The sequence below is a fragment of the Variovorax guangxiensis genome, from assembly GCF_003952165.1.
GTDB lineage: Bacteria > Pseudomonadota > Gammaproteobacteria > Burkholderiales > Burkholderiaceae_C > Variovorax > Variovorax guangxiensis.
In genome coordinates, this window is record NZ_RXFT01000005.1 from 20,116 (window position 1) to 34,706 (window position 14,591).

The 14,591-nt window shown below is 68.0% G+C and carries 14 protein-coding genes and 1 pseudogene; 11 read left to right on the forward strand and 4 right to left on the reverse strand.

Annotated elements, in window-relative coordinates:
* Positions 1 to 3: 3 nt before the first annotated feature.
* On the reverse strand, positions 4 to 1,023 hold the full coding sequence (locus EJP67_RS13130; protein ID WP_126022164.1) for a succinylglutamate desuccinylase/aspartoacylase family protein: 1,020 nt from the start codon (positions 1,021 to 1,023) through the stop codon (positions 4 to 6).
* Between the two features lie 172 nt (positions 1,024 to 1,195).
* Between EJP67_RS13130 and EJP67_RS13135 the strand changes: the two genes are divergently transcribed.
* Positions 1,196 to 1,462 carry a hypothetical protein gene (locus EJP67_RS13135; RefSeq protein ID WP_126022165.1) on the forward strand — a complete coding sequence of 89 codons (267 nt, stop codon included), beginning with the start codon at positions 1,196 to 1,198 and terminating at the stop codon, positions 1,460 to 1,462.
* Here EJP67_RS13135 and rpe read toward each other — a convergent pair.
* On the reverse strand, positions 1,452 to 2,147 hold the full coding sequence (rpe, locus tag EJP67_RS13140) for a ribulose-phosphate 3-epimerase (protein ID WP_126022166.1): 696 nt from the start codon (positions 2,145 to 2,147) through the stop codon (positions 1,452 to 1,454). The genes EJP67_RS13135 and rpe overlap by 11 nt on opposite strands.
* Positions 2,148 to 2,216: 69 nt before the next feature.
* On the opposite strand from rpe, the gene apaG reads away from it, so the two are divergent.
* From apaG to thiL, 8 genes and pseudogenes are all read left to right on the forward strand, one after another.
* Positions 2,217 to 2,612 carry a Co2+/Mg2+ efflux protein ApaG gene (gene apaG / locus EJP67_RS13145; protein WP_126022167.1) on the forward strand — a complete coding sequence of 132 codons (396 nt, stop codon included), beginning with the start codon at positions 2,217 to 2,219 and terminating at the stop codon, positions 2,610 to 2,612.
* Positions 2,613 to 2,732: 120 nt separating this feature from the next.
* The gene (locus EJP67_RS13155) at positions 2,733 to 4,718 is read left to right on the forward strand and encodes a site-specific recombinase (protein ID WP_126022168.1); all 1,986 of its coding nucleotides are present in this window, start codon (positions 2,733 to 2,735) and stop codon (positions 4,716 to 4,718) included.
* Positions 4,715 to 5,986 (forward strand): cation:proton antiporter, encoded by a 1,272-nt coding sequence (locus tag EJP67_RS13160; protein ID WP_126022169.1) that lies wholly within the window; start codon positions 4,715 to 4,717, stop codon positions 5,984 to 5,986. Before EJP67_RS13155 ends, EJP67_RS13160 begins: the two co-directional genes overlap by 4 nt.
* Positions 5,983 to 7,191: a YbdK family carboxylate-amine ligase gene (locus tag EJP67_RS13165; RefSeq protein WP_126022170.1), complete on the forward strand. Its 1,209-nt coding sequence runs from the start codon at positions 5,983 to 5,985 to the stop codon at positions 7,189 to 7,191. Before EJP67_RS13160 ends, EJP67_RS13165 begins: the two co-directional genes overlap by 4 nt.
* Before the next feature lie 98 nt (positions 7,192 to 7,289).
* Positions 7,290 to 7,475: pseudogene (locus tag EJP67_RS33935) on the forward strand (helix-turn-helix domain-containing protein); the annotation flags it as partial.
* 144 nt (positions 7,476 to 7,619) lie between these two features.
* The gene (locus EJP67_RS13170) at positions 7,620 to 8,429 is read left to right on the forward strand and encodes an ImmA/IrrE family metallo-endopeptidase (protein WP_240650666.1); all 810 of its coding nucleotides are present in this window, start codon (positions 7,620 to 7,622) and stop codon (positions 8,427 to 8,429) included.
* Positions 8,426 to 8,923, forward strand: coding sequence for a DUF4411 family protein (locus EJP67_RS13175; RefSeq protein ID WP_126022172.1), 498 nt, complete (start codon positions 8,426 to 8,428; stop codon positions 8,921 to 8,923). The genes EJP67_RS13170 and EJP67_RS13175 overlap by 4 nt, the downstream gene beginning before the upstream one ends.
* 72 nt (positions 8,924 to 8,995) lie before the next feature.
* The gene (gene thiL, locus EJP67_RS13180; protein ID WP_126022173.1) at positions 8,996 to 9,952 is read left to right on the forward strand and encodes a thiamine-phosphate kinase; all 957 of its coding nucleotides are present in this window, start codon (positions 8,996 to 8,998) and stop codon (positions 9,950 to 9,952) included.
* A 120-nt stretch (positions 9,953 to 10,072) separates the two neighbouring features.
* Here thiL and EJP67_RS13185 read toward each other — a convergent pair whose 3' ends face one another.
* Both EJP67_RS13185 and EJP67_RS13190 read right to left on the reverse strand, forming a co-directional pair.
* Positions 10,073 to 10,783: a DUF3053 domain-containing protein gene (locus EJP67_RS13185; RefSeq protein ID WP_126022174.1), complete on the reverse strand. Its 711-nt coding sequence runs from the start codon at positions 10,781 to 10,783 to the stop codon at positions 10,073 to 10,075.
* 34 nt (positions 10,784 to 10,817) lie between these two features.
* Positions 10,818 to 11,714 (reverse strand): LysR family transcriptional regulator, encoded by an 897-nt coding sequence (locus EJP67_RS13190; RefSeq protein WP_126022175.1) that lies wholly within the window; start codon positions 11,712 to 11,714, stop codon positions 10,818 to 10,820.
* Between the two features lie 97 nt (positions 11,715 to 11,811).
* Between EJP67_RS13190 and EJP67_RS13195 the strand changes: the two genes are divergently transcribed.
* Positions 11,812 to 12,855, forward strand: a complete 1,044-nt coding sequence (locus EJP67_RS13195) for a tripartite tricarboxylate transporter substrate binding protein (RefSeq protein WP_126022176.1) — start codon at positions 11,812 to 11,814, stop codon at positions 12,853 to 12,855.
* Positions 12,856 to 12,873: 18 nt separating this feature from the next.
* Positions 12,874 to 14,589, forward strand: coding sequence for an FAD-dependent oxidoreductase (locus EJP67_RS13200; RefSeq protein ID WP_126022177.1), 1,716 nt, complete (start codon positions 12,874 to 12,876; stop codon positions 14,587 to 14,589).
* Positions 14,590 to 14,591: the final 2 nt, after the last annotated feature.

Here is a 14,591-nt window from a genome sequence, read left to right on the forward strand (position 1 = left end):
CCGTCAGGCCGCGCCGGTGGCTCCGGCGGCCCTGGCGACAGGTCCGAGCTGGCGCTCGCTGGGGCGCGCGAAGTAGAACCACTCCGCCCCCGGCAGCGCCATCGCGTTGGGGAACACGATGAAGCCGTCGTCCGGCGCGCTCAGCAGCGTGCCGTCGTGGCGCATGCCGATGGGCTCGCCGCGCTGCACTTCGTCGAAGGTGGCCCAGTCGCGCACGAAGCTGTCTTCCTCGTGCAGTCGGTCGGTCACGCTGGCAAGGCGCAGCAGCTTCGGCGGCTGCGCGGGGCCGCCCGACAGGCCCTCGGGCAGCGCGGCCATGCCCAGCAGTGCCAGGGTGCGGCGGATGGCGCGCCACGCCACCTCGGGCGCCTGCGGGTCGAGGTGCTGGCCGCATTCGAGCGTCACGCCATAGCCGCCGCGGCTGCGGATGTATTCGTTGGTGCCGCGGCCGAAGTCGAGCTCGGCCTCGCTGGCCGGTGTGCCGCCCGCGCGCTGCGCGAGGCCGGCGGCGTAGATGTCGAGCCAGCCCTCCACCACGATGGGCGTGCCGATGTGCAGCGCGAGCTGGCCTTCCTCGTAGGAGCGGGCGAAAGGCTCCAGCGTGCCGGTGTTGTCGCGCGGGCCGATCATCGCGAAGGCCTCGCCCTCGCTCTGGAAGGAATGCAGGTCGAGCAGCACCTCGTGGCGCTCGATGATCGGGGCCAGCACGTTGGTCACGCGGGCTTCGTAATCGGCCGGCGACCCGGTCGGCCGGAACATGCGGTTGAGGTTGCGCTCGCCCTCGCGCTGCAGGCGGCGCCGCGCGAGCGGGTTGGCCACCGGCACCATGGTGAGTTCGCCGCGCAAAAGCCGCAACGAGCCCGACTCGAACTCGCCCAGCACGCGCTCGATGCCCAGGGTGCCGGAGATCTCGTCGCCGTGTACGCCCCCCATCACGAGCAGCCGGGGACCGGGGTTCAGCGAGGCGAACGAATGGATGCGCAGGCTGTCGGTTGCCGCGTCGGCGAAAGGATCGGAAGACATCCGGGGATTATTGCGGAGCCCCTCGCCCGCAGGCAAAAGCGCTATGCGTTCGATAGCAGCAGGCTGCGGCCCGCAAAGGCCGAGGCAAGGCCTACAGGGAGTGCCTCGGCCGTCCTACCGGGCAGGCCGAAGCGCCGGCGCAGGCTCTGTGGCTGTCGAAAGGAGTCCATGCATGAACAGCAAGAGCAACCCCGGCAAGGCGCAGCCCACCGATCCGCTGAAGGATGCCGGCGGCGGCAACACCAAGGTGGAGCAGGGCGGCGAGTCGTCGCCGCGCCTGCCGCACGAGCGCGACCAGTCGTCGGACAGCCAGCAGGCCAGGGAAGGCAGCCAGCCCGAGATGGGCCGCAAGGCCCATGACGACGTGGAGCGCGGCGTGGTCGACACCGACCGCGGCCCGCCCAGCGACCGCGTCTACAACGAGAAGCTCAAGCGCTGACGACGCCCGCGAGCTGCTTGCGCATCTCGGAGATGACGGCGCCGTAGTCCTTGGCGTTGAAGATCGCGCTGCCGGCCACGAAGGTGTCGGCGCCGGCGGAGGCCACGCGCGCGATGTTGTCGGCCTTGATGCCACCGTCCACCTCCAGGCGGATGTCGCGCCCGCTCTGCTCGATGCGCTTGCGGGCCTGTTCGATCTTGCGCAGGGCCGAGTCGATGAAGCTCTGGCCGCCGAAGCCGGGGTTGACACTCATGATCAGGATGAGGTCGATGTCGTCGATGGCCCAATCCAGCGCCTCCAGGCCCAGCCCCGGGTTGAACACCAGCCCGGCCTTGCAGCCGGCCGCCTTGATGGCCTGGATGCTGCGGTGCGTGTGGGGCGAGGCGTCGGGGTGGAAGCTGATGTAGTCGGCGCCCGCTTGCGCGAAAGAGGCCGCCAGTGCGTCGACCGGCTGGATCATGAGGTGCACGTCGATGGGCACCGGGGTGCCGTCGGCGGTCTTGGCGTAGGGCTTGAGCGCCTGGCAGATCATCGGGCCGAAGGTCAGGTTCGGCACGTAATGGTTGTCCATCACGTCGAAATGGATCCAGTCGGCGCCGGCCGCGATCACGTCGGTCAGTTCTTGGCCGAGGTGCGCGAAGTCGGCGGACAGGATGGAGGGCGCGATGCGGAACGGGGTGCTCATGGCCCCCATTCTCGCAGCCGGCGCAAGCCCGACAAAAGGCCTGCGTTAGCCTCCGTTACCATCCGCCCCATGTCACACAGCCCCTTCAGCGTACAGGTCGAACCCCGCTACCTTGCCGACCAGTCCTCGGCCAAGGACAGCATCTACACTTTCTCGTACACCGTCACCATCACGAACACCGGTCCGGTGTCCGCCCAGCTGATTGCCCGCCACTGGCTGATCAACGACGCCTCGGGGCATTCGCAGGAGGTGAAAGGACTGGGCGTGATCGGCCAGCAGCCGCTGCTGGCGCCCGGCGAGACCTTCCGCTACACCAGCGGATGCCGCCTGCAGGCCTCGAGCGGCACGATGCACGGCAGCTACTTCGTGGTGACCGAGGAAGGCGAGCGCTTCGACGTGCCTATTCCGATGTTCGTTCTCGAAGCCGACATAGGCGGCGCTCCCGTCTCCCGCGTCCTGCACTAGGCACTCCCCCAGGCTTCGCGCACTTCGTGTCGCTTCTCCTTCCCCCTCGCCGGGGGCAACACCGGCGGCCCGGCAAAGCCGGTTCCGCGGTGTTCGCCGCATAGATCCCCACTCACACCCATGGCTGCCGCATCGCGCGACTTGCAGGGGCTGCTTGCCGGCCTCGATCCCACGGCCGATGTGGCGCAGCGCCACATCTGGCTCATCGACATCTTCGACTGGGTGCGCGGCGACCGCGCCTCCCCGCAGGCGGCCATCGGCCGCGTGCAACTGCTGCTGGACGCCGTCGAGGCGCGGCCCGAGCTGCGCGAGCGGCTGCGCGCCTGGTGGCGCGTCTTCACACAGACAGTCGACCTGACGGCGCTGCTGGCCGACTACGGCTTCGCCCCGCGCACCGCCTTCGCCAGCGAGCTGAGCGAGCGGCTGCGCCGCAAGATCCTGCCCGGCACGCCCGAGACCACCGACGCATCGGACCTGTTCCGCATGGTGCTGCCCGGCGTGTTCGACGCGGGCTGGATCGCCCTGCTCGACGAGACGCAACTCGGCCGCATCGGCGCCCTGCTGGCCGACGCCGCACTCGATGAAGACGGCGCGCCGCGCTGGCGCCACACGGTGATGGACGCCGTCACCTACTGCAGCAGCCAGGTCGTGGCCGCCGGCTTCTCGCCCGAGCTGCGCCTGCGCATGAGCACCGACGCGGTCGGCGAAACACGCCCCTTCCACGCGCTGATGGCCGACCTCGACGAACTGCGCGAGCAGATGTTCGACCGCCCCGGCGAGCCGCACGACGAAGAGGCGCTGCAGGCCGCCTTCGTGGCCTTCCGCGACCGGCTGGACGCCTGCCGCGCCGGCGCGGCCTCGGTCTACACGCACCTGGAAGACAACGGCATCTCCGTCGGCCTGGTGTTCCGGCTGCGCCAGCTGCGCGAGCGGGTGCTGCGCATCCGCGAGCTGCTCGACTGCCTGATGGCGGCCAACCCCGGGCCCAGCGTGGCGCGGCTGGTGGGCCGGCTGGTGCTGGCCGGCGGCGAGCGCAACAGCATCCGGGCGCTGATCGCCTCCAACTCCTCGATGCTGGCCGCCAAGGTGACCGAGCGCAGCGCCGAGACCGGCGAGCACTACATCACCCGCGACCGTGCCAGCTACCTGCAGATGGTGAAGAAGGCGGCTGGCGGCGGCGCTTTCACTGCCCTCACGGTGCTGTTGAAATTCGGCATCTACGCTCTGGGGCTGTCGGCCTTCTGGAGCGGCCTGAGCGCGGGGCTGATGTACGCGGCCAGCTTCGTCGCCATCCAGCTGCTGCACCTGACGCTGGCCACCAAGCAGCCCGCGATGACCGCGCCGGCAATGGCGGCGCGGCTTCGCGACATCAGGTCGGACGCGGGCGTGGACGATTTCGTCGACGAGGTCGCCAACCTGGTGCGCTCGCAGGTGGCGGCGGTGCTGGGCAACGTGCTGGTGGTGGTGCCGGCGATGGCGGCTGTCACGCTGCTGTTCCAGTTCGCGCTGGAACGGCCGCTGCTGGACGCGGCCCATGCGGCGGCCACGCTGAAATCGCTTTCGCTGGCCGGGCCGACCGCGCTTTATGCGGCAATCACCGGCATCCTGCTGTTTTCGGCCAGCATCATCGCCGGATGGACAGAAAACGCCTTTGTCCTGCATCGACTGGACTCTGCAATGCGTTACAACCCCCGCATCGGCGCTTTTCTCGGCGCCGCACGGGCTCGTCGCTGGGCCGATTTCATGCGCACCAACATTTCAGGCTTCGCCTCCAACATCTCGCTGGGACTCATGCTCGGGCTGCTGCCCGCGTTCGCGGGTTTCTTCGGGCTCGGGCTGGACGTGCGGCACGTGACACTGTCGGCCGGACAGATCGCCGCCGCGGCGGCATCCACCGGCCTGGCTGTGTTGCAGCAGCCTGCGCTGTGGTGGGCGGTGGCGGCGATCCCGGTCATTGGCGCGCTCAATGTGAGCGTGAGTTTCTACTTCGCTTTCCGCCTGGCGCTGCGCGCGCACAGCGTGAGCCTCGGTGACCGCGCGCGCATCCGCAGCGCGATCTGGGCCCGCTGGCGCAGCCGTCCGGTGAGCTTTTTCCTTCCTGGATGAATTTGACGAGCTTCTTCAACGATCTGCTGGGTTTCTGGTCCGAGTGGGTACGCCCCTCGGCCGGCCTGCCCACCGTGCTGTGGTCGCTGCTGCTGGCGGCGGCAGCGGCCTCCGGCCATCTCGTGCAACGCTACCTCGGGCTGCCCAAGGTGATCGGCTACTCGCTGGTCGGGGCGGTGGTGGGCTTCGCCGGCTTCGAGGGCGCGATCTGGCCGCTGCGCGGCATCAGCCTCTTCCTGCTCGAGCTCGGCGCGGCCGTGGTGCTGTTCGAAGCCGGCGGGCGGCTGCCGCTGCGCTGGTTCCGCCACAACCCGATGGTGCTGGTGCAGAGCCTGCTCGAAGCCACGCTCACCTATTTCGGCGTGTACTGGATGCTCACGCTGCTGGGCCTGCCCGAACCGGTGGCCAACCCGATCGCGCTGATGGCCATCGTCGCCTCGCCGGCGGTGCTCAGCCGCGTGATCATCGACACCCGCGCCGCCGGCCCCGTGACCGAGCGCGCGATGACGCTGGCCACGCTCAACACCTTCTATGCGCTGGCGCTGGGCTACGCGCAGGCCGGGCTGATCGAGCGCGCACCGCAGACCATGCTGCAGAAGCTCTACCCGGTGGCGGTGGTGCTGGGCCTGTCGTTCGTGGTGGGCGCGATCATGGCGCTGGCGCTGCGCTCGGCGCTGCGGGTGATGAGCCCGTCGAGCGAGAACACCTCCATCCTGCTGCTGGCGATCATCGCGGCCGGCGCGGCGCTCACCGCGCACGTGGGCGGCTCCGCACCGCTGGCAGCGCTGATCGGCGGCGTGCTGCTCAAGACGCTCAACCCCAAGCCCTGGGCCTGGCAGCGGCAGCTGGGCACGGCCTCCTCGCTGCTGACCATGCTGATGTTCGTGCTGGTGTCCATCGTCGCGGCGCAGGCCGACTGGACCCTGCCGGTAGCCAGCGTGGTGCTGGCCGTCATCGGCATCCGCCTGCTGACCAAGATCGCCGGCGTGGCCGTGGCCAACCCCGGCAGCGGCGCGAGCTGGAAGCAGGCTTTCTGGGTCGGCTGCGCGATGTCGCCGCTGTCCTCCATCGCACTGCTGATCGCCTCCAACTTCGCCACCGCCTCGCCGCTGCTGGGCACGATGATCACGCAGGTGGCGCTGCCCTCGATCCTGCTGATGGAGGTGGTTGGCGCGGTGCTCGCCACGCTGGCCATCCACGCGGTGGGAGAAAGTTCGGTGCCTTGGGCGCCACGGGCCTTCAGCATCACCGAGGACACGCAGCGATGAGCACCACCGCAACCACCCCCATCGACCCGGACAGCGACGACGTGCGCTCGGCGCCGCTGCCTGCCGACCCAGCGAGCCGCGCGGTCAAGCTGGAGCCCTTCAACAAATCGGAGGCGCTCTCGCTCGGCGTGGAACTCGAGCTCCAGCTCGTGAACACGCACGACTACGACCTCGCCCCCTACGCCGAGGACATGCTGCGCCTGATGGCCCAGACCCCGTTGCCCGGCAGCGTGGTGCCCGAGATGACGTCGAGCATGATCGAGATCTCGACCGGCATCTGCCACTCCGCGCAGGACGTGATCACGCAGCTCTCGCCGATCCGCGAGGCGCTGATCCGCAACGCCGACAAGCTCAACATCGCGGTGGTGGGCGGCGGCACGCACGCCTTCCAGCAGTGGCACGAGCGGCGCATCTACGACAAGCCGCGCTTTCGCGAGCTCTCGGAGCTGTACGGCTACCTGAGCAAGCAGTTCACCATCTTCGGCCAGCACGTGCACATCGGCTGCCCCGACGCCGACGCGGCGCTGCTGATGCTGCACCGCATGTCGCGCTACATCCCGCACTTCATCGCGCTGTCGGCGTCGTCGCCCTTCGTGCAGGGGCAGGACACGCAGTTCGACTCGGCGCGGCTGAACTCGGTATTCGCATTCCCGCTCTCGGGCCGCGCGCCCTTCACGCTGAGCTGGAAGGAGTTCGAGGCGTATTTCGAGCGCATGACCCGCACCGGCGTCGTGCGCAGCATGAAGGACTTCTACTGGGACATCCGCCCCAAGCCCGAGTTCGGCACCATCGAGATCCGCGTGTTCGACACGCCGCTCACGGTGGAGCGCGCCGCCGCGCTCGCCGGCTACGTGCAGTCGCTGGCCGCGTGGTTCCTGCAGGAGCAGCCCTTCGAGCCGACGGAAGACGACTACCTCGTCTACACCTACAACCGCTTCCAGGCCTGCCGCTTCGGCCTCGACGCCGTGTACGTCGACCCGGCCACCGGCCAGCACATGCCGCTGCGCGACCACATCCTGATGACGATGACCCAGCTCGAATGGCACAGCGAGGCGCTCAACGCCACCAGGGCGCTGGGCGAGCTGCGCACCAGCGTGGAGTCGAACCGCAACGACGCGCGCTGGCTGCGCGAGAAGCAGGGCAAGGAACGGCTGCTGGCGGAGGTCGTGCGGCAGGCGGCGCTGCGGTTCCGCGGAGCGGCTTAGAGGCTCCCTCTCGCTGCTTAGTGCAAACAGGGATATTCGGCGCAATTTGACGCATCGGCCACGATCTTTGTGCGTTCGGTATCCCTTATCCTTGCCGCATGGCAACCCAAGCACTCATCAACCCAACGCTACTGCGATGGGCACGCGAGCGTCTGGGCCTCAGCCTGGATGACGCTGCGCAAAGTGCGAACGTAAAGCCGGAGCGCCTTGAAGCCTGGGAGAGCGGAGAGAGCCGCCCTACGTTTCGCCAAGCTCAGCACCTGGCACACGCTTTTCACGCTCCTTTTGGATATTTGTTCCTCCAAGAGCCTCCGGAGGAACTGCTCCCACTCCCCGACCTAAGAACCGTTGGTGGAGTACCCGTCCCGCGACCCAGCATAGATCTTCTCGACACAGTGCGCATCGCACTGCAACGGCAGGAGTGGTACTTGGAATACCAGAAGGATCACGGTCGCGACCCACTGCCTTTTGTTGGGCGATTCACTGCGAACTCGCCGGTGGTAGAAGTCGCCGCAGATATCAGAAGTGTCTTGAACGTGGCCGTCGAACAAGGTCAGCGTACCTGGGAAGCTTACTTTCGAGATCTCATTGAAGCAGCCGAGCGTGTGGGCATCCTCGTCATGCGAAGCGGCATTGTCGGCAACAACACTCGTCGAAAGCTCGACGTCAGCGAGTTCCGTGGATTTGCGATCAGCGATCCGCTGACTCCCGTGGTCTTCATCAATTCTGCTGATGCACCAGCCGCCAGGCTTTTCACTTTGATGCACGAATTGGCGCATATCTGGATCGGTGCCAGCGGCATTTCGAGCGTTGCCCCGGGCAATAGTCGCCGAGAGGAGACTTTCTGCAACGCGGTCGCTGGAGAGTTTCTCGTCCCTCGAGAATTGTTCTGGCAGCTTTGGCACGCAGGTCCTGCAGAGTTGAGCCTTCTGGTGGCGGAGCTGGCTCGGCGCTTTCACGTCAGTCGCCTTGTCATCATGCGTCGCGCTTTCGATCTGGGACTCATCGATCAAACAACGTACACAGACCACTACCTAGCAACTCTTGCAGAGTTCAGAACCCAAGATAACAACGGCGGAAATTTCTATCGAGCTGCCGGCGCAAAAAATAGCCGGCGTTTCGCACAGGCGGTAGTGACAGAAGCGCTCAGCGGCCGCTTGCTTCTTCGAGAAGCGGGACGCTTGCTCGGTGTGCAACCCAACAAGATTCGGGAGTTCGCGGAGCAGATCGGCGTATGAGTTATCTCCTCGATGCGAACACACTCATCGAAGCGAAGAATCGCTATTACCAGATGCGCTTCTGCCCTGGCTACTGGACTTGGCTCACTCGGAACAAGGATGCAGGCAGGTTGGCGAGCGTGGAGAGCGTGAGTACTGAACTGCGGCGAGGCAACGACGAGCTCGCGCAGTGGGTAGTGACGCAGTCGGATCTGTTCTTGTCAGAGTCAGATGAAACGACGCAACATGCTTTTGCCGAGATTGCCGCACACGTCGCCGATCAAGCAGCGACCATGAAAGCCGGTGCGTTGGAAGAATTTCTCAGCGGAGCCGACCCGTGGTTGATCGCCAAAGCACGCGTCACTGGATACATCGTGGTAACTCACGAGCGGCTGAACATGGAGAGCCGCCGAAAATTTCTGATCCCCAACGTGTGTTCGCACTACGGCGTTGAGTGCATCAATACATTCGACATGTTGAATCGGCTGGAAGCTCGCCTCGTTCTAGCGGACTGAACTACGAGTGGCTCCAGCGAGGATCGTGCCGGGAGTTCCCTCCGGCGCCGCAGCGCTTATGCTCTCACCCCCATGGGTGAATTCGACCTGATCGCGCGCTACTTCAAGCGCCCCGCCACGCGCTCGCCGCTGGGCGTGGGCGACGACTGCGCATTGCTCGCGCCGGCCGCGGGCATGCAGCTCGCCGTTTCCTCGGACATGCTGGTCGAGGGACGGCACTTTCTTTCCACCGTCGAGCCGGCCCGGCTGGGCCACAAGGCGCTGGCGGTGAACCTCAGCGACCTGGCCGCCTGCGGCGCGAAGCCACTGGCCTTCACGCTCGCGCTGGCGCTGCCCGGCGTGGACGAGCCGTGGCTCGAAGGCTTCTCGCGCGGCCTGCTCGCGCTGGCCGACGCGCACGGCTGCGAACTGGTAGGCGGCGACACCACGCGCGGCCCGCTCAACATCTGCATCACGGTGTTCGGCGAAGTGCCGGCCGGCGCGGCGCTGCTGCGCTCGGGCGCGCGCGCGGGCGACGACATCTGGGTGAGCGGCACGCCAGGCGAGGCTCGGCTGGCGCTCGAAGTGTTCCGGGGCACGATCGCGTTGCCGGCGGACGCCTTCGATACGGCGCGCAGGCGCATGGAGCAGCCCACGCCGCGCGTGGCGCTCGGGCAGGCCCTGCGCGGCATCGCCACTTCGGCGGTGGACGTGAGCGACGGGCTGATCGGCGACCTGGGCCACATCCTCGCGTCGAGCGGCGTGGGCGCCACGCTCGACGTGGACGCGGCCACCGCGCTGATCTCGGTCGACACCGGCAACCTGGGCGAGGAACTGCGCCGCACCTGCGCGCTCTCGGGCGGCGACGACTACGAGCTGGTCTTCACCGCGCCCGCCTCGGCGCGCAACGCGGTCGGGCAGGCAGGCATGGACAGTTCAACGCGCGTCACGCGCATCGGCCGCATCGAGGCCGACGCCGGCCTGCGCATCGTCGACGCGGCCGGCGCGCCGGTGTCACAGCGCTTCGGCTCGTTCGACCACTTCGTCTAGTTTTCCTGCAATCCCTCTCTTTCGGGAAACACCGTGGAACCGGCTTTGCCGGGCCTCAGATGTTGCCCCCGGAAGGGGGTTGGCGAAGCGACACGAAGTGCGCGCAGCCTGGGGGAGAGCCTATCCTCCGCGCACCACGGCCTGCATCTTCTGCTGAGCCGCGTTGATGGCAGCCGACTGGCCGTTGAGCTGCTGCAGCATCTTGTTGAGCTCGGCCTGCACCGTCGGGTCGGTCACGGCGATGCTGCTGCCGCTGATCTGGATCTTCGACTTGTTCTTCTCCATGAAGTCGCCGATGGCCAGCGCGCTGTCGAACACGGTGTCGAGCGCGGGGAACACTTCCTTGAAGGTGGCCGAGGGCGTGGTCACGGTCTTGGCGTAGGCCTTGTCGTAGACCTGCTTCAGGTCGTCGGGCTGCTTGAGCTGCGCGTGCGCGGCGTCGGCCCTGGCGGACTGCTGGTCGAGCGCGGTGCGCAGGCCGCCGAGGCCGTCCTTCGCGGCCTTGAGGTCGTCGCGGCGCGCGGGCAGGTCGGCGATGGAGCGCAGCGCGCCCTTGGCCATGATCTGCGTCATGGGCTGGCTCACCGACTTGTTCATGCCCTCGTTGAAGTCGGTGATCACCGCGTAGTGCTGCGCGTAGTCGCCGAACGAGGCCTTTTCTTCGGCCGTGGGCACCGGCACGCGCAGGCCGGGCTTGTCGAGCACTCGGGTCTGCAGGAAGGAGATGAAGGCCTTGCGCTGCTCGGCCTCCTTGTTGCCGCAGGCCACCAGCGCGAGGCTGAAGGCGACGAGGAGCGACATGGCCCCGAGACGTTGAATGAAAGTTCTCATGGGCCGGGCCCCCTCTTTAGTTGTTCCGGAAAAATTATAGGGAGCGCTTCAGCGCGTCGATGAATGCGCGCGCGGCAGCCGAGAGCGAGTGGCCGCGCTTGGTGACGATGGAGATGTCGCGCGCCACGCGCGGCGAGCTCAGTACCTTGATGACCAGCGAGGAGTCGGCCTCCGCGCGCGCGAAGGCCGAGGGCATGATCGACGCGCCCATGCCGGCTGCCGTCATCCAGATGGCGGTGGAGAGGAACGACACCTCGTTCACCACGTCGAGCGCCACACCCGCCTCGGCGGCGGTGCCGTCGATGAGCGGTCGCACGCCGTAGCCGGGGCGCACGGTGATGACGGGGTGGCCGCGCAGGTCGCTCCAGCGCACCACGCGGGGCTTGGCCAGCGGGTGGTCTTCGCGGCAGACCACGGCGAGGTGGTCGCGCATGAGGCGCTGCACCTCGACCTCCGCGCCGGGGCGCTCGGGGGTGCCGATGCCGAAGTCCACGTGCTCGCCGATGATGCGCGAGATGAACTGGTCGGGCGCGCAGTCGTTCACCAGCACGCGCACGCCGGGATGCTGCTCGTTGAAGGCGCGCATGGCATCGGGCAGCAGCAGGGCCGCGAGCGTGGGCGTGATGGCGAGCGTGACGCGGCCGCGTTCGAGCGCGGCCAGCTCGCGGAAGTCGTTCGACAGCGAATCCACGTCGCGCAGGATGCGCTCGACCGTCGACACCATCTGCTCGGCCGCCGCCGTGGCCTTGAGCGAACGCGTGGTGCGGTCGAAGAGGCGGGTGTCCAGCCCCTCCTCGAGCTGGCGGATCAGCATGCTCACCGCCGACTGCGTGACGAACAGCCGCTGGGCCGCCGCGCTGAGCTGTTTCAGCTGGTAGACGGCGAGGAACGCACGCAGCTGGCGGATCGTAGGACTGAAGTTCGCATTCATCAGCAAAGATGATATTTCATTAGAAATTTCTTGATTTACGAATGAATCCGCCCATCGTTCAATCATCGAAAAGACACATCACATTCAAGGAGTCCTGATGGCCGCTGCACCTCTTGCCCCCGGGAAGAGCGCGCTTCGCCGGCAGCTGCTGCTCACCGCGGCGGGCGCGGCGCTGACCGGCGGCAGGAGCTTCGCGCAAACGCTTTCGTCCTCGCCACCGCCATCCCAGCCTCCCGCTGGCGACTTCCCGAACAAGCCCATCCGCCTCGTCGTGACCTTCCCGCCCGGCGGCAGCGCCGACGCGGTGATGCGCCTCTTGGTGCCCCGGCTCAACGAGAAGCTGGGCCAGCCCGTGGTCATCGACAACAAGCCCGGCGCGGGCGGCAACGTCGGCCTCTCTCTGGTGGCAAAGACGCCCGCCGACGGCTACACGCTGGGGCTTGGCGCGGCGGGCGCGCTGACGGCCAACGTGAGTCTCTATCCGCAGATGCCCTTCGACCCGGTGAAGGACTTCAAGCCCGTGGGCATGGTCGCGGCCACGCCCTTCGTGATCGTGGGACATCCTTCGATCGCCGCGCGCACGCAGCGCGAGCTGATCGCGCTGGCCAAGGCCAGCCCCGGCACGCTCTCGATCGGCCACGGCGGCAACGGCACGGCCATGCACCTGTCGGCGGCGCTCTTCGCGCAGATGGCCGAGGTGAAGTTCGTCGAGGTGCCCTACCGCGGCTCGGGCCCGGCGGCGCTCGACGCCATCGCGGGGCAGATTCCGCTCGCGCTGGTCGACCTGCCCGCCTCGCTGCAGCAGATCAGGGCCGGCAAGCTGGTCGCCTTCTCGGTGACCAGCGCGCAGCGCGTGCCGATGCTGCCCGAGGTGCCCACGGTGGCCGAGGCCGGCCTGCCCGGCTACGACTCCACCGGCTGGTTCGGCGTGGTCGCGCCCGCAGGCACGCCGGCGCCCATCGTCGCGCGGCTGAACGCCGAGATCAACGCGGCGCTGGGCGACGAGCAGATCAAGGCCACGATGCGCAACCTCGGCGCCGAGCCAGCGCCGACCTCGCCCGAGGCCTTCGAGGCCTACATCCGATCCGAGACGAAGAAGTGGGCGAAGGTGATCCAGACCGCCCGCATCCGGCTCGACTGACGACACCGCCGCCAGAACATGACCGACCTCGACCACACCCGCGCGCTGCAAGCCGACGTACTGATCATCGGCGCCGGCCCGGTGGGCCTCACGCTGGCCATGGACCTCGCCTCGCGCGGCGTCTCGGTCGCGATCTGCGAGACGCGCCGCTTCGCAGAGCCGCCGAACGTGAAGTGCAACCACGTGGCCTCGCGCACCATGGAGCAGTTCCGCCGCCTGGGCGTGGCGCAGAAGCTGCGCGATGCGGGCCTGCCTGCCGACTACCCGAACGACGTGGTGTTCCGCACCAGCGTCACCGGCACGGAGCTCACGCGCATTCCCATTCCGTGCCGGCGCGACCGCTACACCGAGACCGAGGGCCCCGACGCATGGTGGCCCACGCCCGAGCCGCCGCACCGCATCAACCAGATCTACCTGGAGCCCATCCTGTTGAAGCACACGGCCGCGCTGCCTGGCGTGCAGCTGCTCAACCGCACGCAGTTCGCGGGCTTCACGCAGGACGACACGGGCGTGACCGCGATCGCCACCGACATGGACAGCGGCGTCACGCGCAGCATTCGCTGCCGCTACATGGTGGGCTGCGACGGCGGCTCCTCGGCCGTGCGCAAGCAGATCGGCGCGAAGCTCGAGGGCACGGCGGTGATCCAGCGCGTGCAGTCGACCTTCATCCGCGCACCGGGGTTGCGCGCGCGCATTCCGGGCAAGCCGGCGTGGTCGTACTACGCGATGAACACGCGCCGCTGCGGCACGATGTTCGCCATCGACGGGCGGGAGACCTGGCTGGTGCACAACCACCTGAACGCCGAGGAGCCCGAGTTCGATTCGGTGGATCGCGACCGCTCGCTGCGCGAGATCCTCGGCGTGGGCCCCGACTTCGAGTACGAGATCATCAGCAAGGAAGACTGGATCGGCCGCCGCCTCGTGGCCAACCGCTTCCGCGAGGGCCGCGTATTCCTCGCGGGCGACGCGGCGCACCTGTGGGTGCCCTACGCGGGCTACGGCATGAACGCGGGCATCGCCGACGCGCTCAACCTTTCGTGGCTGCTGGGCGCCGTGGTGCAGGGCTGGGGCGACGAGGCCATGCTCGACGCCTACGAGGCCGAGCGCCTGCCGATCACCGAGCAGGTGTCGAACTTCGCGATGAACCACGCGCAGAAGATGATCCGCGCGCGCCGCGCCGTGCCGCACAACATAGAGGAACCCGGCCCCGCCGGCGACGCGCTGCGCGCCGAGATCGGCCACGAGGCCTACGAGCTGAACGTGCAGCAGTTCTGCTGCGGGGGCCTGAACTTCGGCTACTTCTACAGCGGCTCGCCGATCATCATCGCGGACGGCGAGCACATGGCGCCGCCCTACTCCATGGGCGAGTTCACGCCTTCCACCGTGCCCGGCTGCCGCGCGCCGCACTTCTGGCTGGCCGACGGCCGCTCGCTCTACGACGCCTTCGGCCCCGGCTACACCATGCTGCGCTTCGACCGCAGCGTGGACGTGCGCCCGCTGGAACGCGCCGCGGCCGCCTACAACATGCCGCTCACCGTGCTCGACATCGAGACGGAAGAGGTGCCCAAGGCCTACACCCACCGCCTCGTGCTGTGCCGCGCCGACCAGCACGTGGCCTGGCGCGGCGCGCACCTGCCGGCCGAGGTCTACGACCTGGTGGGCATGCTGCGCGGCGAGGGCAAACGCATCCGCGCGCGCCGCAAGGCGCTGGCCTGGGAAGGCGTGATGGCCTGAGC